24 protein-coding genes are annotated in these 23,000 nt (G+C 69.6%); 16 read left to right on the top strand and 8 right to left on the bottom strand.

What is annotated here, in order from left to right; translation table 11 throughout:
• The first annotated feature begins 21 nt into the window (after positions 1-21).
• Entirely contained in the window at positions 22-1,290 is a 1,269-nt protein-coding gene (purD, locus tag H7I41_RS18105; RefSeq protein ID WP_264013986.1) for a phosphoribosylamine--glycine ligase, read from the top strand.
• Here purD and H7I41_RS18100 read toward each other — a convergent pair.
• The gene (locus H7I41_RS18100; RefSeq protein WP_264013985.1) at positions 1,287-2,192 is read right to left on the bottom strand and encodes an alpha/beta hydrolase; all 906 of its coding nucleotides are present in this window, start codon (positions 2,190-2,192) and stop codon (positions 1,287-1,289) included. The genes purD and H7I41_RS18100 overlap by 4 nt on opposite strands.
• Positions 2,193-2,289: 97 nt before the next feature.
• Here H7I41_RS18100 and H7I41_RS18095 point away from each other — a divergent pair, with 97 nt between their 5' ends.
• Together H7I41_RS18095 and H7I41_RS18090 are read left to right on the top strand one after the other, a co-directional pair.
• Positions 2,290-2,901: a TetR/AcrR family transcriptional regulator gene (locus H7I41_RS18095; protein WP_264013984.1), complete on the top strand. Its 612-nt coding sequence runs from the start codon at positions 2,290-2,292 to the stop codon at positions 2,899-2,901.
• A 77-nt stretch (positions 2,902-2,978) separates the two neighbouring features.
• Positions 2,979-4,415: an APC family permease gene (locus tag H7I41_RS18090; protein WP_264013983.1), complete on the top strand. Its 1,437-nt coding sequence runs from the start codon at positions 2,979-2,981 to the stop codon at positions 4,413-4,415.
• On the opposite strand, the gene relZ is transcribed toward H7I41_RS18090, so the two are convergent.
• Positions 4,412-6,148 (bottom strand): bifunctional ribonuclease/(p)ppGpp synthase, encoded by a 1,737-nt coding sequence (gene relZ / locus H7I41_RS18085; protein WP_264013982.1) that lies wholly within the window; start codon positions 6,146-6,148, stop codon positions 4,412-4,414. The genes H7I41_RS18090 and relZ overlap by 4 nt on opposite strands.
• Before the next feature lie 40 nt (positions 6,149-6,188).
• Here relZ and purB point away from each other — a divergent pair, with 40 nt between their 5' ends.
• From purB to H7I41_RS18065, 4 genes are read left to right on the top strand one after another with little or no spacing between them, the layout of a single operon-like run.
• Entirely contained in the window at positions 6,189-7,607 is a 1,419-nt protein-coding gene (purB, locus tag H7I41_RS18080; protein ID WP_264013981.1) for an adenylosuccinate lyase, read from the top strand.
• A 50-nt stretch (positions 7,608-7,657) separates the two neighbouring features.
• Entirely contained in the window at positions 7,658-8,056 is a 399-nt protein-coding gene (locus H7I41_RS18075) for a hypothetical protein (RefSeq protein ID WP_264013980.1), read from the top strand.
• Positions 8,057-8,074: 18 nt separating this feature from the next.
• Positions 8,075-9,292, top strand: coding sequence for a cytochrome P450 (locus H7I41_RS18070; protein WP_264013979.1), 1,218 nt, complete (start codon positions 8,075-8,077; stop codon positions 9,290-9,292).
• A complete protein-coding gene (locus H7I41_RS18065; RefSeq protein ID WP_264013978.1) occupies positions 9,289-10,212 on the top strand; it encodes a tellurite resistance/C4-dicarboxylate transporter family protein in 924 nt (307 codons plus the stop codon). Before H7I41_RS18070 ends, H7I41_RS18065 begins: the two co-directional genes overlap by 4 nt.
• Here the strand turns inward: H7I41_RS18065 and H7I41_RS18060 are convergent.
• Positions 10,187-11,047 (bottom strand): PDDEXK-like endonuclease domain-containing protein, encoded by an 861-nt coding sequence (locus H7I41_RS18060; protein ID WP_264013977.1) that lies wholly within the window; start codon positions 11,045-11,047, stop codon positions 10,187-10,189. The genes H7I41_RS18065 and H7I41_RS18060 overlap by 26 nt on opposite strands.
• A gap of 100 nt (positions 11,048-11,147) precedes the next feature.
• A complete protein-coding gene (locus H7I41_RS18055; RefSeq protein ID WP_264013976.1) occupies positions 11,148-11,765 on the bottom strand; it encodes a hypothetical protein in 618 nt (205 codons plus the stop codon).
• Positions 11,766-11,794: 29 nt separating this feature from the next.
• On the opposite strand from H7I41_RS18055, the gene H7I41_RS18050 reads away from it, so the two are divergent.
• Together H7I41_RS18050 and H7I41_RS18045 are read left to right on the top strand one after the other, a co-directional pair.
• Positions 11,795-12,688: a phosphoribosylaminoimidazolesuccinocarboxamide synthase gene (locus H7I41_RS18050; RefSeq protein ID WP_264013975.1), complete on the top strand. Its 894-nt coding sequence runs from the start codon at positions 11,795-11,797 to the stop codon at positions 12,686-12,688.
• Positions 12,685-14,823, top strand: a complete 2,139-nt coding sequence (locus H7I41_RS18045; protein ID WP_264013974.1) for a S9 family peptidase — start codon at positions 12,685-12,687, stop codon at positions 14,821-14,823. Before H7I41_RS18050 ends, H7I41_RS18045 begins: the two co-directional genes overlap by 4 nt.
• Here H7I41_RS18045 and H7I41_RS18040 read toward each other — a convergent pair.
• A complete protein-coding gene (locus H7I41_RS18040; RefSeq protein WP_264013973.1) occupies positions 14,752-15,198 on the bottom strand; it encodes a DoxX family protein in 447 nt (148 codons plus the stop codon). The genes H7I41_RS18045 and H7I41_RS18040 overlap by 72 nt on opposite strands.
• A gap of 90 nt (positions 15,199-15,288) precedes the next feature.
• Between H7I41_RS18040 and H7I41_RS18035 the strand changes: the two genes are divergently transcribed.
• Genes H7I41_RS18035 through H7I41_RS18020 form a run of 4 tightly spaced genes read left to right on the top strand, consistent with a single transcriptional unit; the run spans position 15,289 to position 18,812 of the window.
• Positions 15,289-15,843 (top strand): TetR/AcrR family transcriptional regulator, encoded by a 555-nt coding sequence (locus H7I41_RS18035; protein ID WP_264013972.1) that lies wholly within the window; start codon positions 15,289-15,291, stop codon positions 15,841-15,843.
• A 26-nt stretch (positions 15,844-15,869) separates the two neighbouring features.
• Positions 15,870-16,367 carry a glutathione peroxidase gene (locus H7I41_RS18030; RefSeq protein WP_264013971.1) on the top strand — a complete coding sequence of 166 codons (498 nt, stop codon included), beginning with the start codon at positions 15,870-15,872 and terminating at the stop codon, positions 16,365-16,367.
• A gap of 59 nt (positions 16,368-16,426) precedes the next feature.
• Positions 16,427-17,131, top strand: coding sequence for a DUF2334 domain-containing protein (locus H7I41_RS18025; RefSeq protein WP_264013970.1), 705 nt, complete (start codon positions 16,427-16,429; stop codon positions 17,129-17,131).
• Between the two features lie 37 nt (positions 17,132-17,168).
• Positions 17,169-18,812 (top strand): FAD-binding dehydrogenase, encoded by a 1,644-nt coding sequence (locus tag H7I41_RS18020; RefSeq protein WP_264013969.1) that lies wholly within the window; start codon positions 17,169-17,171, stop codon positions 18,810-18,812.
• A gap of 13 nt (positions 18,813-18,825) precedes the next feature.
• Here H7I41_RS18020 and H7I41_RS18015 read toward each other — a convergent pair whose 3' ends face one another.
• Positions 18,826-19,488 (bottom strand): MBL fold metallo-hydrolase, encoded by a 663-nt coding sequence (locus tag H7I41_RS18015; RefSeq protein WP_264013968.1) that lies wholly within the window; start codon positions 19,486-19,488, stop codon positions 18,826-18,828.
• A 46-nt stretch (positions 19,489-19,534) separates the two neighbouring features.
• On the opposite strand from H7I41_RS18015, the gene H7I41_RS18010 reads away from it, so the two are divergent.
• The 3 genes from H7I41_RS18010 to purQ are packed head-to-tail and all read left to right on the top strand — an operon-like array spanning position 19,535 to position 21,143.
• A complete protein-coding gene (locus H7I41_RS18010; protein ID WP_264013967.1) occupies positions 19,535-20,194 on the top strand; it encodes an ATPase in 660 nt (219 codons plus the stop codon).
• 35 nt (positions 20,195-20,229) lie between these two features.
• Positions 20,230-20,469, top strand: coding sequence for a phosphoribosylformylglycinamidine synthase subunit PurS (gene purS, locus H7I41_RS18005; protein WP_264013966.1), 240 nt, complete (start codon positions 20,230-20,232; stop codon positions 20,467-20,469).
• Positions 20,466-21,143: a phosphoribosylformylglycinamidine synthase subunit PurQ gene (gene purQ, locus H7I41_RS18000; protein WP_264013965.1), complete on the top strand. Its 678-nt coding sequence runs from the start codon at positions 20,466-20,468 to the stop codon at positions 21,141-21,143. Before purS ends, purQ begins: the two co-directional genes overlap by 4 nt.
• Before the next feature lie 16 nt (positions 21,144-21,159).
• Here purQ and H7I41_RS17995 read toward each other — a convergent pair whose 3' ends face one another.
• Together H7I41_RS17995 and H7I41_RS17990 are read right to left on the bottom strand one after the other, a co-directional pair.
• Positions 21,160-21,957: a family 1 encapsulin nanocompartment shell protein gene (locus H7I41_RS17995; protein WP_264013964.1), complete on the bottom strand. Its 798-nt coding sequence runs from the start codon at positions 21,955-21,957 to the stop codon at positions 21,160-21,162.
• Positions 21,954-22,979, bottom strand: coding sequence for a Dyp-type peroxidase (locus tag H7I41_RS17990; protein WP_264013963.1), 1,026 nt, complete (start codon positions 22,977-22,979; stop codon positions 21,954-21,956). The genes H7I41_RS17995 and H7I41_RS17990 overlap by 4 nt, the downstream gene beginning before the upstream one ends.
• Between the last annotated feature and the right edge of the window lie 21 nt (positions 22,980-23,000).

The raw sequence follows: 23,000 nt of genomic DNA, 5'->3' as shown, positions 1-23,000 counted from the left end.
GGCGCGTTAGGGTTGTCGACTGTGCACGTCCTGGTGATCGGATCCGGCGCCCGCGAACACGCCCTGCTGCTCGCGCTGCGTCGCGACCCGGAGGTCGAGACCCTGGCCGTCGCGCCCGGCAACGCCGGCACCGCGGTCATCGCCGACCAGTACGACGTCGACGTGACCTCGGGCGAGGCGGTGACGAAACTGGCGCAACGCATCGGCGCCGACCTGGTGGTGGTGGGTCCGGAAGTGCCATTGGTGCTCGGCGTTGCCGACGCGGTGCGTGCGGCAGGCATCGACTGCTTCGGGCCGACCAAGGACGCCTCCCGCATCGAGGGCTCGAAGTCGTTCGCCAAGGACGTGATGACCGCCGCCGGCGTGCGCACCGCCACGAGCGAGATCGTGGACACCCCCGCTCGCCTCGACGAGGCGCTCGACCGGTTCGGGCCGGCGGCGGGGGATCCGGCGTGGGTGGTCAAGGACGACGGACTGGCCGCCGGCAAGGGTGTGGTGGTGACGGCCGACCGCGACGCCGCGCGCGCGCACGCCGCCGGTCTGCTCGACGCCGGCCATCCGGTGCTGCTCGAGTCCTTCCTCGACGGCCCCGAGGTGTCGCTGTTCTGCGTCGTCGACGGCGAGACCGTCGTACCCCTGCTGCCCGCACAGGACTTCAAGCGCGTCGGTGACAACGACAGCGGACCCAACACCGGCGGCATGGGCGCCTACGCGCCGCTGCCGTGGCTGCCCGACGAGGTCACAACGCAGATCGTCGACGACATCGTCAAACCCGTTGCCGCGGAACTGGTACGACGAGGCAGCTCGTTCTCCGGGCTGCTGTACGCCGGGTTGGCCATCACGTCCCGCGGGCCGGCGGTGGTCGAGTTCAACTGCCGATTCGGCGACCCCGAGACGCAGTCGGTGCTGGCGCTGCTGGACAGCCCGCTGGGTCAGCTCCTGCGCGCCGCCGCCACCGGGCAGCTGGCCGGCTTCGGCGAACTGCGCTGGCAAGAGGGCGCGGCGGTGACGGTGGTGCTCGCGGCCGAGAACTACCCCGGCCGACCGCGGGTCGGCGACGCGATCACCGGGTCGGAGGCCGACGGCGTGCTGCATGCCGGTACCGCGCGCCGCGACGACGGCGCCGTCGTCTCGTCCGGCGGTCGGGTGCTGTCGGTGGTGGGCACCGGTGAGGACCTGTCGGCCGCCCGCGCCGCGGCCTATCGCCTGATCGAGTCGGTTCGCCTGCCCGGCAGCCACTTCCGGACCGACATCGGACTCGCCGCCGCCGAAGGCCGGATCGCGCTCTAGGCGACGAGCAGCGGTGCCATCCAGGCGATCTCGGCGGGCAACTGCGAGCTCCAGAACCCACCGTCGTGTCCGCCCGGCGAGAAGCCGCCCGCGGGCGGGCTCGGCAGCTGCGCGATGAACTGCTTGGTCGCCGCGTAGAACGGGTCGCCGTCGCCGCAGTCGATGCGGATCGGGATGTCGGCGAGCGCGGGCAGACCCCACACGCTGTTGGCGGAGTAATCGTCTGCGCCGTCGAATGCGCCCGGCGCCGCCGCCCCGGCCGAGGTCCACAGCGCGGGGCTCACCGCGCAGATCGCCGCCGTGCGCGCCGGGCCCAGGCGGGCGCCGAGCAGCAGGGCGCCGTAACCGCCCATCGACCACCCGAGGAAGCCGACCCGCGAGGTGTCGAGGCCCATCGTTCCCAGCATGGGTAACAGCTCGTCGAGCACCATGGCGCCCGAGTCCTCACCGGAAGTCCGCTTGTGCCAGTAACTCCCGCCGCCATCGACCGCCACGACGGCGAACGGCGGCAAGCCGGCGTCGACGGCCTGGGCCAGGCCCTGTTCCACGCCGCCCGCCATCACCTCGGCGGCGTCGGCGCCCTTACCGTGCAGCGCGATCACGGGTCGAAGCGGCCCGGACTGCCCCGGCGGACGGGCGATCGCCCAGTTGGTCTCGACTCCGCCGCGGGCGGCCGAGACGAACGAACCGGTGACGTAGGTGGGGGCCGCGGTGGGCGGCGGCTGCAGCGGGGGCGGCGGTGCCAGCGGAGCGCCCGCGCTCGTCATGGCCACCGACGGCCCACCGGCCGGCGTGGTGTTCACCGTCGAGCCGAGTGCGTAGGCGCCTGCCGCGCCGGCGGCCGCGCCCAGTCCCAGGCGCAGCACCGCGCGGCGGCTGACGTCAGGCATGCGGGCCATCATGCCATCGCGGCCGGACCCGCCGGCCGGCGACCGACTTCCCTGAACAAAGCCTGATGATTGGCCGAAACCGCGATGTCGTTCCGCTGTGACTGGCAGCATGCAAGGCGTGACGGCAGCGGTCACTCCCAAGGGAGAGAGGCGACGGTATGCGCTGGTCAGCGCCGCCGCGGACCTGCTGTGCGAAGGGGGCTTCGACGCGGTGCGGCACCGGGCGGTGGCGCGCCGGGCGGGCCTGCCGCTGGCGTCGACGACCTACTATTTCTCCTCCCTCGACGACCTCGTCACCAAGGCTGTGGAACACGTCGGCCTCCGGGAGGCCGACGAACTGCAGCAGCGGGTCGCCGTCCTGTCCCGCCGGCGCCGGGGCGCGGAATCGACCGCAGAGGTGCTGGTGGATCTGCTCGTCGGCGAGTCGCCGGGCACCTTCGGCTCCGACGAACTGATCTCGCGGTACGAGCGCTACATCGCCTGCGCCCGCCAGCCCGCCCTGCGGGATGTGCAACGCCGAATCCTGCAGCAGCGCACCGATGCCGTCGTCGAAGTGGTCGAGCGATCCGGCCGGACCGTGCGATCCGAATTCCTCACCGCGCTGGTGTGCGCCGTGGACGGGGCGGTGGTCGCGGCGCTGGTGGGCGACGGCGACGGGCCCCGTGCGACGGCGAGGGCCACCCTGGTCGACGTGATCGACGTGCTGGCCCCCATCGACTGACCGAATAATCCGGATGACGCTGCGTGGCGGTCGCCGCTGACTCATGATGGTGGGCACCAACCGTCACGGAGGAGCCCATGAGTCAGACCGAAACCGTCGAGGAGCAACCGCAGTTACGGCGCGTCATGGGCCCAGGCCTGCTGTTGCTGTTCATCGTCGGTGACATCCTCGGCACCGGCGTGTACGCGCTCACCGGTGACGTGGCCGCCGAAGTGGGTGGCGCCGCGTGGGTCCCGTTCCTCGTCGCCTTCCTCATCGCCACCGTGACCGCGTTCAGCTATCTCGAACTGGTGACCAAGTACCCGCAGGCGGCCGGCGCTGCGCTTTACGCCCACAAGGCTTTCGGCATCCAATTCGTCACCTTCCTGGTGGCTTTCGTGGTGATGTGTTCGGGCATCACCTCGGCCTCTACCGCGTCCCGCTTCTTCGCGGCGAACCTCGACACCGTGCTCGATGACGCATTCCAGTGGAGCCTCGGTAAAGTCGGGATCGTCGTCGTCGCATTGCTTTTCATGGCCCTGATCGCCATGGTGAACCTGCGCGGTGTCGGTGAGAGCGTCAAACTCAACGTCGTCCTGACGATCATCGAGATCACCGGCCTGCTGCTGGTCATCTTCGTCGGACTGTGGGCCTTCACCGGCGGCGGCGGAGACGTCGACTTCTCCCGGGTGGTGGCCTTCGAGACCGCACAGGACAAGAACGTGTTCCTGGCCGTCACCACCGCCACCTCGCTGGCATTTTTCGCGATGGTGGGCTTCGAGGACTCGGTCAACATGGCCGAGGAGACCAAGGACCCGGTGAAGATCTTCCCCAAGGTGTTGCTGTCGGGGCTCGCGATCGCCGGTGTGGTCTACGTCGTCGTGGCGATCGTCGCCGTCGCGCTGGTGCCGGTCGGCGTGCTGGAGGCGAGTGACACCCCGCTGGTGGAGGTCGTCAAGGCCGGCGCGCCCGGCCTGCCGATCGAGACGATCCTGCCGTACATCTCGATGTTCGCCGTCTCGAACACCGCGCTGATCAACATGCTGATGGCGAGCAGATTGATCTACGGCATGTCCCGCCAGCACGTGCTGCCGCCGGTGCTGGGCACGGTGCATCCCCGGCGCCTCACCCCGTGGGTGGCGATCCTGTTCACCACGCTGATCGCCTTCGGCTTGATCTTCTACGTGACGGCGTTCGCCAACAGCAGCGCGATCTCGATCCTCGGCGGCACCACGTCGCTGCTGCTGCTCGCGGTGTTCGCGATGGTCAACGTCGCGGTGCTGGTGTTGAGGCGCGATGTCCAAGCGTCGGGTGGGCACTTCAAGACCCCGACGGCGCTGCCGATCGTCGGCTTCGTGGCGTCGCTGTACCTGGTGCTGCCGTTCTCGGGCAGGCCCACCCAGCAGTACATTCTGGCCCTGATCCTGGTCGCCATCGGTGTCGTGCTCTTCTTCATCACCATGCTGATCAACCGTCAGCTCGGTATCCGCGACGCCGGCATCAAGGATCCGCACCTGGGGAAGCCACCCGACTAGGAGTCCGTACCGCCCGAGAGCCGCTTGAGCCGGTTCTGCAACAGCTCCACCCGGTGGGCGTTGCCGTGCAGTCGCAGATAGCGTTCCCGGAAGATCGCCAGCAGCGCGTCGTCGAGTCGGCGTACCGCACCGGCCGGGTAGCGGTAACCCATCGCCTTGTCGATCGTTTCGGCGTCCACCCCGTCGAGGAGCGCGGTCAGCTCGTCGAGCGAGGTGATGCCGAGTTCGAGCAGCAGCCCGGAGATCCAGCCGTAGTGGTCGGTGCGTGACCAGCCGGCCTCGGCGTACCGGTTGCCGAGGTACGTCGCCAGCACCGCGGTGGCGATCCGGGGATCGGCGGATTGGCCGGACTCCTCGGCCGCCATCTCGTCGTCGGACAACGAGACGCGCAGTCGCTCACGGATCGCGGTGAACTCGCGGTCGGCGAGTTCGAGCAGACCGGCCGCCAGCGTGAACCGCCGGTCGAGGTCCGGAACGTGCTCGGCGGGAATCGAACCCTTGTAACGGATGTCGTGCTCGAACTCGGCCCACGCGTGTTGCAGCACCGTGCGAACCTGGATCGACGCCGGCTGCTGCTGGCCCTCCACGCCGACCAGCAGGTGCCTGCTGGCATAACCCCACCGGCCCTCCCGCGCCGTCTGCAGGCCCATGTCGCGGTCGTCGAGCAGGCGCATCTCGTCGGTGAGCAGAGTGGCGACGGCGTCGACGTCCTCGCGCAGGTACGTGATGACGCGCAGCCCGATCTGGTCGGTGATCTCGGCCAGCGGGTCGCCGAAGAGTCGCTGCCCGTCGACCTCACGTTCGGCCTTGGCCGCGAAGGATTCGACGGTCTTGGTGCGCGCGGTCACGCTCAGATAGTTGATGCCTGCGTCGTCGAGAAGCGAGGTGACCAGCCTCAGATAGTGATCGGTGGCGGTGACCAGGCCGGGCCTGCGGGCCTCGTAGTGCGCGATGGCCGCCCGAACGACGTCCGGAATCGGTTGCGCCGCTTGCGGTGCCAGTCCTGCAGGCAGCGAGGGGGTGAGGATGTGGCCGGTGTCCGCGTCGCCGTAGACGGTGACGTCACCGGGCCTGCGCACCGAGTAGAGCCCGACGTAGGCGCACAGCACCGCGTCGACCGGGTCCTCGGCCCGCCGCAGTTCGCTCTTGCGGGTGGCGGACTCCACCGACTGTCGCAGGCGCTGCCAATCGTCGTGTTCGGCGACGTGCAACGCGGGGTCGGCGTTCGCGAGCCCCTCGGTGAGTGCGATCAGCCTGAGCAGTTCCGACTGCATCTTCTCGAACTTGCGTCCGCGCTTGTCCTTGTATTTCAGGGTTCTGCCGAGGCGGAACAGCGCCACCGACGCGGCATGCGGATACACCTCCAGCGCCCGGCGCCGCCCGGTGGAGAACGGATCGAGATCGAGATTCATCGCGGCGGCCAGGCGTGCGCCGCGGGTGCCGTTCGCGAACTCCGGCTTCGCGGTGTTGGACGGGTGGGCGCCGGCCTGGAAGGCCCGGTAATCGCGGTTGAGTGCGGCTTCGCAGGGCCGGTTGCCCGTCGGGTTCGTCACGATCAGCGGGGCGTCGATCGCGACGATGCAGTCGCCGCCGACGTAGGGACCGATCGCCGCGAGGATGCTCCCGTCGTCCTGCGCGGCGCCGATGTGCCTCAGCCGGCCGTCCGCGTCGACGACCGCGACGCCCGTCCGGTTCCGCTCGCCCCAGGCGAGGTCGAGTCCGACGAAGTACATGGGGTCAGCCTGCCCTATCCGGGTCGTAAGCTGTCTGTTCGTGACGATCCCCAACGTGCTGGCCAATCGGTACGCCAGTGACGAGATGGTGGCGATCTGGTCGCCCGAGGCCAAGATCGTCGCCGAGCGACGGCTCTGGCTCGCCGTGCTGCGTGCCCAGGCGGAGCTGGGCGTCGACGTGCCCGACGGCGTGGTGGCCGACTACGAGCGGGTGCTCGAGACGGTCGACCTGACGTCCATCGCGGAGCGCGAGCGGGTGCTGCGCCACGACGTGAAGGCCCGCATCGAGGAGTTCAACGCCCTCGCCGGCCACGAGCACGTGCACAAGGGCATGACCAGCCGGGACCTCACCGAGAACGTCGAGCAGTTGCAGATCCGGCGATCGCTGGAACTCGTGCACGCCCACGGTGTGGCGGTGGTGGCCCGGCTGGCCGAGCGCGCCGTCAGCTATCGCGACCTGGTGATGGCGGGCCGCAGCCACAACGTCGCCGCGCAGGCCACCACGCTGGGCAAGCGATTCGCCTCCGCGGCCGAGGAGATGCTCGTCGCGCTGACGCGCCTGCGCGAGTTGATCGACCGGTATCCGTTGCGGGGCGTCAAGGGGCCGATGGGCACCGCGCAGGACATGCTCGACCTGTTCGACGGCGACACCGCCCGGCTCGCCGACCTCGAGCGGCGGGTCGCCGAGTTCCTGGGTTTCAGCGAGATCTTCACCAGCGTCGGGCAGGTGTACCCGCGCTCCCTCGACCACGACGTGATCTCCGCGCTGGTGCAGGTCGGTGCGGGCCCGTCGTCGCTGGCGCACACGATCCGGCTGATGGCGGGCCACGAACTCGTGACCGAGGGCTTCGCACCGGGCCAGGTCGGGTCATCGGCGATGCCGCACAAGATGAACACCCGGTCCTGCGAGCGGGTGAACGGGCTGCAGGTGGTGCTGCGCGGATACGCGTCGATGGCCGCCGAACTGGCCGGTGCCCAGTGGAACGAGGGTGACGTGTTCTGTTCGGTGGTGCGCCGGGTCGCGCTGCCGGACGCGTTCTTCGCGATCGACGGGCAGACCGAGACCTTCCTGACCGTGCTCGACGAGTTCGGGGCCTACCCCGCGGTGATCCAGCGTGAGCTCGACCGGTACCTGCCGTTCCTGGCCACCACCCGCATCCTCATCGCGGCGGTGCGTGCGGGGGTGGGCCGCGAGACGGCGCACGAGGTGATCAAGGAGCATGCGGTGACAGTGGCGCTGGCGATGCGGGAGAAGGGGCAGGAACCGGATCTGCTGGACCGTCTCGCCGCCGACCCGCGGTTGCCGCTCGACCGGCCCGCGCTCGACGCGGCGCTGGCCGACAAGCAGGCCTTCACCGGCGCGGCGGGCGATCAGGTCGACCGCGTCGCCGGGGCGGTCGACGACCTCGTCGGCCGATACCCGGAGGCGGCGAAGTACACCTCGGGCGCCATTCTCTAGCCGCCGAATTGGTGCACCGGGGGGTCCGCCGGGTGGCGGAAGATGGATCCATGACGCAGCCGCACGGTTACCCGCAGCCGCCGCATCCGGGGTACGGACAGGCGGTGTACACGCACAACGGGCGCACGCACATAGTGCCGGGGGAGCAGCAGTACCAGGTGGAAACGGTGAGGCACACCGGCGTCGTGGTGCTGTGGTTCGCACAGGACTCCACCTTCACCGGCAGCTACGCCCAATGTCACGCCAGGATCATGAAGAGCCTCCTGCACTGCCTGTTGCTCGGCTGGTGGGGCATCCTGTCGATGGTCTTCTTCAACCCTCTGGCGATCGTGCGGAATCTGCTCGCGCTCTCGGTGCTCAAGCGTGAGGCCAGAATGGTGCGGGAGTTCTGGGCCTCGCAGCCCCAGCACTTCGCTTCAGCGCCGCAATATCACCCGCCATTCCGGTAGGCACGACATCCTGTAAGGGTGCGGCTCGCGGACATCGATCTCACCGATCTCGACAATTTCGCCGACGGCTTCCCGCATCACCTGTTCGCGGTGCATCGCCGCGAGGCCCCCGTCTACTGGCACGAACCCACAGAGCACACCCCTGACGGCGAGGGCTTCTGGTCGGTCGCCACCCACGCCGAAACGCTTGCGGTGCTCCGTGATCCAGCGGTTTACTCGTCGGTGACCGGCGGCGACCGGCCCTACGGCGGCACCCTGCTGCAGGACCTGGCCGTCGCAGGCCAGGTGCTCAACATGATGGACGACCCACGGCATGCCCAGATCCGCCGCTTGGTGAGCTCGGGGCTCACGCCGCGGATGATCCGCCTGGTCGAGGACGACCTGCGGGCACGGGCCCGCGGGTTGCTCGACGCGGTGGTGTCCGGCCGGCCCTTCGATTTCGTCGTCGACGTGGCCGCGGAACTGCCGATGCAGATGATCTGCATTCTGCTGGGAGTACCCGAGAGCGAACGGCATTGGTTGTTCGAGGCGATCGAGCCGCAGTTCGACTTCGGCCGGGCCCGCACCGCCGAGGTCGGTCAGCTGACCGCCGAGGACGCCGGGACGCGGATGTACACCTACGGAATGGAACTCATCGCCGCCAAGCGTGCCGAGCCGACCGACGACATGCTCTCCGTGGTGGCCAATGCGGCGCTCGACGAGGGGCTCTCCGACCTCGAGCTGTACCTGTTCTTCAGCCTGCTGTTCAGCGCGGGCGCGGAGACGACCCGCAACGCGGTGGCCGGTGGACTGCTCGCGCTCGCCGAGCACCCCGCACAACTGGCGGCGCTGCGGGCCGACCCGTCGCTGCTGCCGTCGGCGGTCGAGGAGATGGTGCGCTGGACGTCGCCGTCGCCGTCGAAGCGCCGGACCGCCACCCGTGCCGTCGAACTGGGTGGATGCGCGATCGAGGCCGGCCAGAAGGTGCAGGTGTGGGAGGGTTCGGCGAACCGCGACGACGCGGCGTTCACCGATCCCGACACCTTCGACATCACCCGTAAACCCAACCCGCACCTCGGTTTCGGATACGGGGTGCATTACTGCCTCGGAGCCAACCTGGCGCGGCTCGAGCTGCGTGTGCTGTTCGAGGAGCTGCTTCGTCGCTTCGCCGGTGTGCGGGTGGCCGAGCCCGTCGAATGGACCCGCAGCAACCGGCACACCGGTATCCGGCACCTGGTGGTCGAGCTGAGCCCGTGAGGCCCGATGCGTTCGCGGCGGTGATGGCGACCGGGATCGTCTCGATCGCGGCGGCCGATCATGGCTACGACCGCGTCAGTGCCGGGCTGGCGGTGCTCGCGGCGGTCGCGCTGCCGGTGCTGATGTTTCTCGCCGCGATGAGCAGGCGGCGCGACGGCTGGGATCTGCGCGAGATCGACACGGCCGTCGGGCTGTTGACATTCGTGGCGGCATGTGCGGTGCTGGCCGCCCGCTTCTCCGACCACGAGGCGGCCGTATGGGTGCTCGGCACGATGGCCTTGTTGGGCTGGGTGTCGCTGATGCCGATCGTCGTGAGCAGGGTGTGGCGCCTGCGGTGGACCGGCCTGCGGGGCCGTGCGCACGGCGCATGGGAACTGGTCAGCGTCGCCACCGCGGGACTGGCCATCGTGTTCGTCGCACTCGGAATCCTGTTCTGGGGTACTGCATTCTGGCTGCTCGCGCTGTGCTGGTATCTGGTGATGACGTCGCTGGTCGTCTGGCGGATCGGCGCCGACCCGGCCATGCGACGCGATGTCCCTCCCGACCACTGGATCCTGATGGGCGGGCTCGCGGTGTCCACGCTGGCCGGCGACCACCTGCACCACGCGCTGCCGCCCGGACCGTTCGCGGACGCCGTGAGACATGTGACGATCGGGACGTGGGTGCTCGCCACGCTGTGGATCGTCCCGCTGCTCAGCGTCGGGTGGCGGCGGGTGCGGGCGTGGCCAGCTGTTTTCCCGCTGGGCATGTACGCCTCGGCCACCTTCGCGATGTACCGGGAGACGGGGTGGCGATGGCTCGATGTGGTGTCGGCGATCGCGTTCTGGATCGCCCTGGCGGTCTGGCTGCTCACCTTTCTGCGATTTCGGCGCGCTTTCGTTCGCCCGCCGATCGTCAGCGCGCCCAAATCGCGTGATTGATCGTGGCGATCACCCGCTGTGGGTGTTCCGTCAGGTCCAGCCACGTGAAGCGGAGCACCTGCCAGCCTGCGAGCGATATCGCGTTCTGACGTACCCGATCGGCGTGGAAGTCGTCACTGTCGGAGTGGAAGGCGAAGCCGTCGACCTCGATGGCCACTCTCGCGTTCGGGAATGCCACGTCGACGCGGTACCCGGCGACCGGATGATTCGCCTTCCAGCCGGTGATGCGTGCCGCCTTGAGCAGTCGGATGAGCAATCGCTCGGCTTCGGAACGGGCGCCGTCATCGGCGACCTGGAGGAGGCGACGGGCGGCCGGCGAACCGTGTCGGCCCTTGTTGCGCAGATGTGCGGTCCACAGGCCGCGGAGTTCGACGTGGCGCTGCAGTGACGAGTCGAGGATCTTCGGGCCGCCGCCACGTCGTACGGCCGCCTCCACGACGGTGAGGGGTAACGCGGTGACCTGCAGTCCGCGCCGCTCGACGACGTCGACCGGTCGCAGATCACGTCGCCGCGGTCGGACGCCGGGGCGGCTCCGGCCGTGGCTGTTTCGCGGCACGGTCACTTCGACGACTTCGGGCGCGAATTGGGTCAGGCCCTGCCACCACGCGGCGGCCAGTCCGCTGGCCGTCGCACGCGTGCCGAGGCCCCATACCGCCGCCCGAATGCGGGCGGCGTCGGTGAAAGGTCGGTCGTCGACGAAGTACACACCCGGTGAGCAGCGTCGCCAGTGCCCGGATCTGACCCGTCGCCGTACGGCCTGTTCGTCGAGTCCCGCCCGACCCGCCTGAGCCAGCGTGATGACGCCGTCGTGGCGGCGCAGATAGTCGTCGATCATGATCGTCAGACGGTGAGCCGCCGCGAACGGTTCTCACCTCCGCGATTTCGGCGCGGTCTCGATCGCTGAGCGAACGTCAGCGCGCCGAAATCACTGGGATCTAGAGGTGGGCGCGGATGCCTGCGGCGCGCAGTTCCAGGGCCGCCAGCCCGCGGATCGCGACGGCGTCCTGGCTGCGCCACGCGCCGACGGGATCGTCGTCGACGCTGACGAGCTTGGCCAGCGGCCGGTTGGCCAGCGCCCGCAGCGCCAGCAGTTGCTCGCCGGCCGGCGTCCTGGCCAGCGTGACGGCCGTCCACTTGCGGCGGAAGAACCGCAGGCGCAGGAACAGCCACGGCATCGCGACGGCCAGGATCGGCGGCGAGGCGACCGCCAGCGCCAGCACCCACGCCAGCCACGACGCGGTGTCGTCCAGGCTCTGGCCGGCGCCTGCGATGTCGAGAGCCGCCTCGCTGGCCGCCCGCAGCGGCTTGGCCAGCGCATCGCCGACGAGCGGGAAGTCGTCGGCGTTGTCGCCCGCGGAGTTGAGATTGTCCGCGACGCCGTTGGCGCCGGTGTTCACCTGGCGGCCGACTTCGGCGATGGTGCTCACCGCCGCGTGCACCGCCATGCCCACCAGGACCCACACCACGGTCCAGGCGGCGATGGCGATGTCGCTGATCAGCTGCCACAGCAGACGGACGGGCGTGGTGGCGTACGGCAGGTAGCGAGAGCTCATGCCCCGATCCCAGCAGATAGTCTGGCCCGATGCGCCCTGCTCTGACCGACTACCGCCATCTGGCCAGCGGCAAGGTCCGGGAGCTCTACCGCATCGACGACGACCACCTGTTGTTCGTGGCCACCGATCGCATCTCCGCCTACGACCACGTGCTCGACAGCGACATTCCCGACAAGGGCCGCATCCTGACGGCGATGAGCGTGTTCTTCTTCGACCTGCTCGACGGGCCGAACCACCTCGCAGGCCCGCCCGACGACGAGCGGATCCCCGACGAGGTGCTCGGCCGCGCGCTGGTGGTGCACGAGCTCGAGATGCTGCCGGTGGAATGCGTGGCCCGCGGATACCTGACCGGGTCGGGCCTCGTCGACTACCGCAGGACCGGCGCCGTCTGCGGCATCGCACTGCCGGAGGGGCTGACCGAGGCCAGCAGATTCGCCGAGCCGCTCTACACCCCGGCGAGCAAAGCCGAACTGGGCCAGCACGACGAGAACATCACGTTCGACGACACCGTCGCACGCGTCGGCGCCGAACGCGCGGAACAGTTGCGCGACCACACCCTGCGGACGTACGCCAGGGGCGCCGAGCACGCATTGACGAAGGGCATCATCATCGCTGACACCAAATTCGAGTTCGGCGTCGACAGGCAGGGCACCCTGGTGCTCGCCGACGAGGTCTTCACTCCGGACTCCTCGCGGTACTGGCGCGCCGACGATCACCGCGAGGGCGAGGTGCAGTCAAGCTTCGACAAGCAGTTCGTCCGCAACTGGCTGACCGGGCCGGAGTCGGGCTGGGACCGGGCAGGCGACGCGCCACCGCCGCCGCTACCCCCCGACGTCGTCGCGGCCACCCGCGCCCGTTACCTCGAAGCCTACGAACGCATCTCGGGCCTGCAATTCGACGCGTGGATCGGTCCCGGCGCGTGAATCCACCGCAGGCCAAGCGCGTCGAACACCGCCGGGAATTCCACGGCGACGTCTTTCTCGACCACTACGAGTGGCTGCGCGACAAGGACGACGCCGAGGTGATCGAGCACCTCGAGGCCGAGAACGCCTACACCGATCACATGACGGCCGACCTGGCGCCGTTGCGGCAGAGGATCTTCGACGAGATCAAGGCCCGCACCAAGGAGACCGACCTGTCGGTGCCCACCCGCCGCGGTGACTGGTGGTACTACGGGCGCAGCTTCGAGGGCAAGCAGTACGGGGTGCACTGCCGTTGCCCGATCGGTGACCCCGACGACTGGACACCCCCGGTCCTCGACGAGAACACCGAGATCCCCGGTGAGCAGGTGCTTCTCGACGAGAACGCCGAAGCCGAGGGGCACGACTACTTCGCCCTCGGCGCCGCGACGATCAGCCTGGACGGCAATGTGCTGGCCTACTCCGTCGACACCGTCGGCGACGAGCGGTACACGTTGCGGTTCCGGGACTTACGCACCGGCGAGCAGTACGACGACACCGTCGTCGGCATCGGGGCGGGTGCCACCTGGGCGGCGGACAACCGCACCGTCTACTACACGACGGTGGACGACGCGTGGCGTCCGGACACGGTGTGGCGTCATCGCCTCGGCGCCGGGCTGCCCGACGAGCGCGTGTATCACGAGGCGGATGAGAAGTACTGGCTCGGAGTCGGGCGCACCCGCAGCGACCGGTACCTGATGATCGCGGCAGGCAGCGCCGTCACCTCAGAGGTGCGCTACGCCGACGCTGCGGACCCGGAAGCCGAATTCGTCGTCGTGTGGCCGCGCCGCGACTCGGTGGAGTACTCCGTCGAGCACGCCGTGGTGGGTGGCGACGACCGCTTCCTGATCCTGCACAACGACGGCGCCGAGAACTTCGAGCTGGTCGAAGCGCCCGTCACCGACCCGACCGCGGTGCGCACGCTGATCCCGCACCGCGAGGACGTCCGCCTCGACGGGGTGGACGCCTTCGCGCGTCACCTCGTGGTCAGCTACCGCAGTGAGGCGCTGCCCCGCATCGAGCTGTGGCCGCTGACCGCCGACGGCGGATACGGCCGCGCCGAGGAGATCACCTTCGACACCGAGCTGACGTCGGCGGGGCTGAGCGCCAACCCGAACTGGGACGCTCCCAGACTCCGGGTGGCGGCGACGTCGTTCGTCACCCCGGTGCGGGTGTACGACATCGACCTGCCCACCGGTGAGCGCGTCCTGCTGCGCGAGCAACCCGTGCTGGGCGACTACCGGCCCGAGGACTACGTCGAGCGGCGGGACTGGGCGACCGCTCCCGACGGCGCCAGGGTGCCCATCTCCATCGTGCACCGGGCGGGTCTGCAGTTCCCGGCCCCGACGCTGCTGTACGGCTACGGCGCGTACGAGTCCTGCGAGGATCCGCGCTTCTCCATCGCACGGCTGTCGCTGCTGGACCGGGGAATGGTGTTCGCGGTGGCGCACGTCCGTGGTGGCGGCGAGCTGGGCCGGTCGTGGTACGAGCACGGCAAGCTGCTGGAGAAGGGCAACACGTTCACCGATTTCATTTCGGTGGCACGGCATCTGATCGCCACCGACGTCACGCGGCCGGAGAATCTGGTGGGCCTCGGCGGCAGCGCGGGCGGTCTGCTGATCGGCGCGGTGGCCAACCTCGCGCCGGAGTTGTTCGCCGGATTCCTCGCGCAGGTGCCGTTCGTCGACGCGCTGACCACCATCCTCGATCCGGCCCTGCCGCTCACGGTGACCGAGTGGGACGAGTGGGGCAACCCGATCGAGGACGAGAACATCTACTTCTACATGAAGTCGTACACGCCGTACGAGAACGTCGTGGCCAGGGACTACCCGCCGATCCTGGCGATGACGTCGCTGAACGACACCAGGGTGCTCTACGTCGAGCCCGCGAAATGGGTTGCCGCGCTTCGGTACACCAAGACCGATGCCAACCCGGTGCTGTTGAAGACCGAGATGAGCGCCGGCCACGGCGGGATCAGCGGACGCTACGAGCGGTGGAAGGAGGCCGCGTTCCAGTACGCGTGGGTGCTAGCCACCGCCGACCGCGACCACTACGGCAGCGGCGAGGTAGACAACTTCTTCAGCGGTCCGAACGTCTAACCGCGACGTCATCGACTTCGGCGGGTCCGGCATCCTCGCCGCACGGACGTTGGCGGGGAACATCGCCAGCATCAGCACGAACAGGCACACCGCCGCGGCGACCCTCGTCGGCGGGAACAGCAGCCCAGCCGCGCCGATCAGCTCCAGCACGCCGGTGATCGTCACGAGCACGCCGGGTGCCGGCAGCCGCGGCGGCACGATGGCGATCATGTCCCGGCGCATGCCGGGGACGAAGTGCGCCACCCCGGTCATCGTGAACATCAACGCCAGTCCGACGGCGACGGCCCGGGGCCAGGTGTCGAGGTGGTCGACGCCGAGCCAGCCGGCCGTCCGCGCTGCCACAGTGCCCAGCGCCAGCGCCATCAGCACCGCCATCGCGAGCCTCCTCCGAACTATAACTTGTCAGTGTCAAGATGAGGGTAGTCGTTAACTAGTCAGTGTCAAGATGTGGGCTAGACTGGCCGAATGAGCAAGCGCACCTACCACCACGGTGACCTCAAGGCGGTGATCCTCGGCCACGCCGCGGACCTTGTCGCCGAGCGCGGCGCCGACGCGGTGTCGCTTCGCGAACTGGCCCGCGAGGCGGGGGTGTCGCACGCGGCGCCCGCTCATCACTTCACCGACCGGCGCGGACTGTTCACCGCGCTCGCCACGGAGGGGTTCCGGCTGCTCACCTCGGCGCTCGAGCAGGCCAGACCGGACTTCGTCAACGCGGCGCTGGCCTACGTCGGCTTCGCGCTGAGCCATCCCGGCCACTACGCGGTGATGTTCGACAAGTCGCTGTTCGACGCGGCCGACGCCGACCTCGCCGGTGCCCAGGCCGCCGCGGGCGCCGAGCTGGCCCGCGGCGTCGGCACCCTTGCCGACGACCGTGCCGAGGCCGATCCCGAAGCCGCCGCGCTCGCCGCGTGGTCGCTGGTGCACGGCTTCTCGCTGCTCTGGCTCAACCAGGCCGTCGACACCGACGCCGATCCGATCGCCACCGCCCGCCGTACCGCCACGATGCTGTTCGGTCGCTGACCCAGGGCCTGCGGTAGCGTGCGGACATGGCTGACGCGTCGCTGTCCGACATCCCGCTGACCACCCTCGACGGCACCCCCACCAACCTCGCCGAGATCACCGACGGCGCGGTGCTCGTGGTGAACGTCGCCTCGAAATGTGGTCTGACTCCGCAGTACAGCGCTCTGGAGCGGCTGGCCCAGGAGTACGGCAGGCGCGGCCTGACCGTCATCGGCGTGCCCTGCAACCAGTTCATGGGCCAGGAGCCCGGCAGTGCCGAGGAGATCCAGACCTTCTGCTCGCAGAACTACGGCGTGACGTTCCCGCTGCTGGCCAAGACCGACGTCAACGGGCCGGACCGGCATCCGCTCTACGTCGAGCTGACCAAGACACCCGACGCCGGCGGCGAGGCCGGTGACATCCAGTGGAACTTCGAGAAGTTCCTCATCGCACCCGACGGCTCGGTGGTCAACCGGTTCCGTCCGCGCACCGAGCCGGACGCACCGGAGATCATCACCGCCATCGAAGCGGTCTTGCCGCGATAGACAACTCCCGCCCACGTGTCGGCAACCGTCACGACACCTGGCGTTGCCACACTGCACATGTGGCTGGACAACTGATCGTCTCGATCGCCCATATCAGCGAACGCACGCTGCCCCACGTCGCCTCGTTCTGCGCCGAACTCGACGCGCGCAACGTGCCGTCGTCGTTCCTGGTGGCCCCCCGCCTCAAGGGGGGCTACCGGCTGGACCGCGACGAGCGGACGGTGGGCTGGCTGACAGAACGCCGCGCGGACGGCGCCGCCATCGTGCTGCACGGCTTCGACGAGGCCGCGACCAAGCAGCGCCGCAGCGAGTTCGCCACCCTGCCCGCGCACGAGGCCAACCTGCGGTTGATGGGTGCCGACCGGGTGCTCGAACACCTCGGTCTGCGCACCCGGCTGTTCGCCGCCCCCGGCTGGACCGTCTCGCAGGGCACAGTGACCGTATTGCCCCGCAACGGCTTCCGTCTGATGGCCGGCCTCACCGGGATCACCGATCTGGTGCGGCAGACCACCGTGCGCGCCCGCGTCGTCGGCATCGGCGCCGGCTTCCTCACCGAACCGTGGTGGTGCCGCACGCTGGTGCTCACCGCCGACCGCACCGCCCGCCGCGGTGGCATGGTCCGGCTCGCGGTGTCGGCCAAACAGCTGCACCGTCCCGGTCCGCGGCAGGCCGTGCTGGACGCCGTCGACCTCGCGCTCATGCACCGGTGCGCACCGGCGGTCTACAGCTGGACGCCGCCCGTGGCGCTCACCGAAGCCGCCTGAGCTCCGCGCACAGCGGGCAGGGCTAACGTAGCGTCCTGTGGACGCTGACGTCATCGTCGTAGGAGCCGGCCTGGCCGGTCTGGTCGCGGCCTGTGAGCTCGTCGAGCGGGGCCGGCGCGTGCTGATCGTCGACCAGGAGAACGCCGCCAACGTCGGTGGTCAGGCGTACTGGTCGTTCGGTGGGCTGTTCTTCGTCGACAGCCCCGAACAGCGCAGGCTCGGCATCCGCGACAGCCACGAACTCGCACTGCAGGACTGGCTGGGCTCGGCCGGCTTCGACCGGCCCGAGGACCACTGGCCGCGGCAGTGGGCGCACGCCTACGTCGACTTCGCGGCGGGGGAGAAGCGCAGCTGGTTGCGGGCCCGCGGACTGCAGACCTTCCCGCTCGTCGGGTGGGCCGAGCGGGGCGGCTACGGCGCCACCGGGCACGGCAACTCCGTGCCGCGCTTCCACGTCACGTGGGGCACCGGCCCGGCGATCGTCGAGGTGTTCGAGCGGCGGCTGCGTGCGGCCCCGGGCGCGGTGCGGTTCGCGCACCGGCACCGCGTCGACGAGTTGATCGTCGAGGGCGGCGCCGTCACCGGCGTGCGGGGCGCCGTCCTCGAACCGTCGACCGCGGTGCGGGGAGCGCCGTCGTCACGGAACAACATCGGCGAGTTCGAGTTTCGCGCGTCGGCGGTGATCGTCTCCAGCGGCGGCATCGGCGGCAACCACGACCTGGTGCGGAAGAACTGGCCGCCCAGGATGGGTCGGGTGCCCGAACAGTTGATCAGCGGTGTGCCCGCCCACGTCGACGGGCGGATGATCGGCATCACCGAGGCCGCCGGGGCGCGGGTGATCAACGCCGACCGCATGTGGCACTACACCGAGGGCATCACCAACTACGACCCGATCTGGCCGCTGCACGGCATCCGGATCCTGCCCGGCCCGTCGTCACTGTGGCTGGACGCCAACGGGAAACGGCTGCCCGTGCCGTTGTACCCGGGCTTCGACACCCTCGGCACACTGGAACACATCTGCACCACCGGGCAGGACTACACCTGGTTCATCCTCAACGCGCGGATCATCGAGAAGGAGTTCGCGCTGTCGGGGCAGGAGCAGAACCCCGACCTCACCGGCCGAAGCGTGCGGCAGGTGCTGGCCAGGGTGCGACCGGGCGCACCGGCCCCGGTGCAGGCCTTCGTCGACCGGGGCGTCGACTTCGTCAGCGCGAACTCGTTGCGGGAGTTGGTCGCCGCGATGAACGGCGTGCCCGCCGTGGTGCCGCTCGAATACGACGCCGTGGCCGCTGAGGTGACCGCCCGCGACCGCGAGGTGGAGAACCGGTTCACCAAAGACAGCCAGATCACCGCGATCCGCGGAGCCCGCGCGTATCTCGGCGACCGGTTCAGCCGGGTGGTCGCCCCGCATCGCCTCACCGACCCGAAGGCCGGGCCGCTGATCGCGGTGAAGTTGCACATCCTGACCCGGAAGTCGCTGGGCGGGTTGGAGACCGACCTCGATTCCCGCGTGCTGACCGCTGACGGGTCGGCCTACCCGGGGCTGTACGCGGCCGGCGAAGCGGCGGGCTTCGGCGGCGGCGGCGTGCACGGCTACCGCTCGCTGGAGGGCACCTTCCTGGGCGGCTGCATCTTCTCCGGCCGGGCCGCCGGCCGCGGCGCCGCCCGCGACATCGCCTGAGGCTCTGCTCAGGTCAGAACGCGGTGCCGTTCTCCGGTTCGAGCACACGGAAATCGGTGTCGGTCATCTCCGAGAGCCTGCCGTAGTAGATGCCGCGCGCACTCGGGTCGATGATCGCCTGGTGGATGGGCACCGCCTGGGCCGGCGCGACCGCCCGCAGGTAGTCGACCGCCTCGGAGATCTTCATCCACGGTGCCGCTGCCGGGGTGGCCAGTACCTCGACCGGCTCACCGGGCACGAACAGCGCGTCACCAGGATGCATGAGCCGGGCCGGGTGATCGCCGTCGCCGAGCAGGTAGGAGATGTTGTCGATCACCGGGATCTCCGGATGGATCACGGCATGCCTGCCGCCGACGCCGCGTACCTGCAGGTGGCCGATGCCGAACTCGTCGCCGACGTGCACGGCCCGCCACGGCTCGCCCAGCTGCTCGGCGGTCTGCGGGTCGGCGTAGAGGGCGGCCTGCGGGTTGGCCTCCAGCAGGGCAGGCAGCCGCTCGGTGTCGGCGTGGTCGGGGTGCTGGTGGGTGATCAGGATCGCCGACAGGCCGGTGATGCCCTCGAAGCCGTGGGAGAACGTGCCGGGGTCGAAGAGCACGGTCGTCTCGGCCGCGGATTCACCGGATCCGGCGGAAAAGCTGGCGAGAAGGCAGGAATGGCCGAAATGCGTCAGTTGCATGCCTATATTGTGGCGCTCGGGCGGGGCGTGAGCGCGGGGGTTCTCGATGCGAATTCTGCTGGCGGCGGTGCTGGCCGGCTGTGGGTTGGCGTTCGCGCCCGCTCATGGGGACGCCGCCCCGCTGGACTGCCCGCCGTTCTGCGACCGGATTCCGCAGTCCGCCTGGATCGCCCCGAGCTCGATCCCGCTGCACGACGCCTACCGATGGCCCGAACTCGGCGCCGTCGCCACCCCTGTGACGGCGCCACTGTTCCGGTTCGAAGAGGCGTGCGCCTCGCCACCGGTCGACGATGCACGCGCCTACGCCGTGGCGTCCCGCGCCGTCGTGACCTCGCCCGACGGCATGTGGCACCTGCAGGCGCAGGTGATGCACTGGCGCGGGGAGGCCTGGCGGGCCGGTGAGACGGCGACCGAGGTATACGACGCGGGTGTCGCCGCACTGCGCCGGTGCCAGCTGACCGCCCCGCACACCTCGCCGTCGCTGACCACCGCCGAACCGGAGCGCAAAGCCGCGGTGATCAGCGACGCAGCCGGACCGACGCTGCACGAATACCTGCTGGTCGACCCGCGCAGCGGCACGATCAGCGAGCTGGCGCTGTGGTCGACGGGCCGGCAGGCCCGCCCGTGGCCGGCCATCGCGGACGCCGATGTCCTTGACGCGATGGCCGCCCCGCTGTGCGTCGCCTACATCGACTCGTGCCGGTAGGGCGGCTGCGCCACCCACGCCGGTACAGTTGTCCCGTGGCAAGGGTGGTGGTGCATGTGATGCCCAAGGCGGAGATCCTCGATCCGCAGGGCCAGGCGATCGTCGGTGCGCTCGGTCGCCTCGGCATCGCCGGAGTGTCAGATGTCAGGCAGGGCAAGAGGTTCGAACTCGAGGTCGACGACAGCGTGACCGACGAGACGATCGCCGAGATCGCCGAATCCCTGCTGGCGAACACGGTGATCGAGGATTGGTCGGTCAGCAGGGAGCAGGCATGACGGCACGTGTGGGGGTCATCACATTCCCCGGCACCCTCGATGACATCGACGCCGCCCGCGCGGTGCGGCTCTCCGGCGCCGAGGCGGTCAGCCTGTGGCATGCCGACGCCGACCTCAAGGGGGTCGACGCGGTCGTGGTGCCCGGCGGCTTCTCCTACGGTGACTACCTGCGCGCGGGCGCGATCGCGAAGTTCGCCCCGGTGATGGGTGAGGTGGTCCGCGAGGCCCGCGAGGGGCTGCCGGTGCTCGGCATCTGCAACGGCTTCCAGGTCCTGTGCGAGGCGGGTCTGCTGCCCGGTGCGCTCACCCGCAACGCCGGACTGCACTTCGTGTGCCGCGACATCTGGCTGGAGGTGGCCTCGACGTCCTCGGCGTGGTCCACCCGCTTCGAGCAGGGCGCCGACGTCCTGGTACCGCTCAAGTCGGGGGAGGGCCGCTACGTCGCCGACGAGAAGACCCTCGACGAACTCGAGGGCGAGGGCCGGGTGGTGTTCCGCTACCGGGACAACCCGAACGGCTCGATGCGCGACATCGCGGGCGTCAGCTCGGCCGACGGCCGCGTCGTCGGCCTGATGCCGCACCCCGAGCATGCGACCGAGGCGTTGACCGGCCCGTCCGACGACGGCCTCGGCCTGTTCTACTCGGCGCTGGACGCCGTGCTCGCGTCGGCCTGAGCGCCTCGCGACCGGCTCAGGCCGTCAGAGCGACCGACGCCTCGGCGGTGTAGCAGAGGAACGTCAGCGTCTCCTGCAGGTACAGCTGAACGGTGTCGGCGTCGTGCGACAGGTATCCGATCGACACGTCGGTGCCGAGCTGCAGATCGAAATCCCCACCGCGGGTGGACAACACGAATGCCCCGTCAATGGCCGGCGCCCAGATGATGTCGCCGTCGACGAGCCGGTTGAGGTGCTCGCGGATCGGATAGCCGTTCACCGTCGTCTCGCTCACCTGCGTGTACACGTCGGCCGACAGCAGCACGCTGTACGGGCCGTCTACGCCGGCCAGCCTCAGTTCCGACAGCGCCTGGGTGATGACGTCGGGGATCTCCCGCGGATCGGCGGGCAGTTTGAGGTTCGGGCAGGAACTCGAGCCGCGGATGCCCTCGATCGACGCGGCCGGATAGCCCTCGAAGATCGCGCGGTCCTCGACGAACGCCAGCTTCTTCGCGGCATCCTTGACCGGATCCCAGTCGGAGTCCTGCGAACCGCGTTCGACGTCGTCGATCGCGCTGCGCGACACCGTGAACGGGACCCGCAGCCGCACCAGCGGCCTGCTGTCGCGCAGATGCGCGAACACGCCGTCGCCCGGTGACGTCACGTCGACCAGATGGCCGGTGCTGATCGCCGCGGTGACCGGGCCACCCGGCTCGCTCACGTCGACGACGCGACGACCGGCGATGTGGCGCTTGAACGTTCGGGTCGCCTCCTGTTCGATCTGCTCCCATGCCCCGTCGGTGACCGGTGCCAGCTCGCGGTAGAGGTTGTTCATCGGGACTGTCCTTTCAGGCTGCCGATCGACAGGGAACCGGCATAGGCGGGGGACGGCGCGGGAGGCGCGGCCGGGACGGCGGCCGCGCCGGGCAACGGCGGTGGGTCGTCGAGGAAGTCGATCGTCGGGGAGAAGAACATGCCGCCCGTCACGGCGGTGGAGAAGTCGAGGATGCGGTCGGTGTTCCCGGGCGGATCGCCGATGAACATGTTGCGCAGCATCCGCTCGGTCACCGCGGCGGTCCGCGAGTAGCCGATGAAGTAGGTGCCGAACTCGGAACGGCCGATCTCGCCGAACGGCATGTTGTGCCTCAGGATCTTGAGCTCGTTGCCCGCGTCGTCGGTGATCACGTTGAGCGCGATGTGCGCGTTCGCGGGCTTCGCGTCGTCGCCCAGTTCGACGTCGTCGAGCTTGGTGCGGCCGATCACCCGCTCCTGCTCGCCGACCGGCAAAGCATTCCACGACCCCATGTCGTGCAGATACTTCTGCACGTGCACGTAGCAGCCGCCGGCGAAATCGGGGTCCTCGTCCCCGATCTGCGTCGCGCTGCGCGCCGGCGGGCCGTCCGGGTTCTCCGTGCCGTCGACGAAGCCCATCAGGTCCCGGTTGTCGAAGAACTTGAAGCCGTGCACCTCGTCGACGACGGTGACGGCGCCGGCCATCGCCTCGACCAGCTTGGTGGCCAGTTCGAAGCACACGTCCATCGATTCCGCGCGGATGTGGAACAGCAGATCGCCGGGCGTCGCGGGGGCGTCGTGCCGCGGACCGTGCAGCGCGACGAAGGGGTGCAGCTCGGCGGGCCGGGGACCGGAGAACAACCGGTCCCACGCGTCCGACCCGATCGAGGCCACCACCGACAGCCGCTTGCTGGGATCGCGAAAACCGATGGAACGCACCAGCCCCGAGATGTGGGCGAGCCCGTCGTGCACCGTTTCCTCGCCGCCGTCGTCGACGGTGAGGACCAGGAACACGGCCGCCGGAGTCAGCGGCGCCAGCACCGGTTGTGGCAGCGGATCGGGCACAACGTGGACCCTAGCGTCAAG

The organism is [Mycobacterium] manitobense, from assembly GCF_025821665.1.
GTDB classification, from domain to species: domain Bacteria; phylum Actinomycetota; class Actinomycetes; order Mycobacteriales; family Mycobacteriaceae; genus Mycobacterium; species Mycobacterium arseniciresistens.
The sequence above is the reverse complement of the archived record's forward strand: the minus strand, read 5'-3'. Positions and strand labels throughout refer to the sequence as shown.

Coding starts and splice junctions, on each gene's coding strand:
- H7I41_RS18015 (WP_264013968.1), bottom strand. CDS start 19,488: ATGCAACTGACGCATTTCGGCCATTCCTGCCTTCTCGCCAGCTTTTCC.
- H7I41_RS18035 (WP_264013972.1), top strand. CDS start 15,289: ATGAGCAAGCGCACCTACCACCACGGTGACCTCAAGGCGGTGATCCTC.
- H7I41_RS18060 (WP_264013977.1), bottom strand. CDS start 11,047: ATGATCGACGACTATCTGCGCCGCCACGACGGCGTCATCACGCTGGCT.
- H7I41_RS18095 (WP_264013984.1), top strand. CDS start 2,290: ATGCAAGGCGTGACGGCAGCGGTCACTCCCAAGGGAGAGAGGCGACGG.
- H7I41_RS18090 (WP_264013983.1), top strand. CDS start 2,979: ATGAGTCAGACCGAAACCGTCGAGGAGCAACCGCAGTTACGGCGCGTC.
- H7I41_RS18050 (WP_264013975.1), top strand. CDS start 11,795: ATGCGCCCTGCTCTGACCGACTACCGCCATCTGGCCAGCGGCAAGGTC.
- H7I41_RS18030 (WP_264013971.1), top strand. CDS start 15,870: ATGGCTGACGCGTCGCTGTCCGACATCCCGCTGACCACCCTCGACGGC.
- H7I41_RS18075 (WP_264013980.1), top strand. CDS start 7,658: ATGACGCAGCCGCACGGTTACCCGCAGCCGCCGCATCCGGGGTACGGA.
- purQ (WP_264013965.1), top strand. CDS start 20,466: ATGACGGCACGTGTGGGGGTCATCACATTCCCCGGCACCCTCGATGAC.
- H7I41_RS18040 (WP_264013973.1), bottom strand. CDS start 15,198: ATGGCGGTGCTGATGGCGCTGGCGCTGGGCACTGTGGCAGCGCGGACG.
- H7I41_RS18010 (WP_264013967.1), top strand. CDS start 19,535: ATGCGAATTCTGCTGGCGGCGGTGCTGGCCGGCTGTGGGTTGGCGTTC.
- H7I41_RS17995 (WP_264013964.1), bottom strand. CDS start 21,957: ATGAACAACCTCTACCGCGAGCTGGCACCGGTCACCGACGGGGCATGG.
- H7I41_RS18055 (WP_264013976.1), bottom strand. CDS start 11,765: ATGAGCTCTCGCTACCTGCCGTACGCCACCACGCCCGTCCGTCTGCTG.
- relZ (WP_264013982.1), bottom strand. CDS start 6,148: ATGTACTTCGTCGGACTCGACCTCGCCTGGGGCGAGCGGAACCGGACG.
- H7I41_RS18100 (WP_264013985.1), bottom strand. CDS start 2,192: ATGATGGCCCGCATGCCTGACGTCAGCCGCCGCGCGGTGCTGCGCCTG.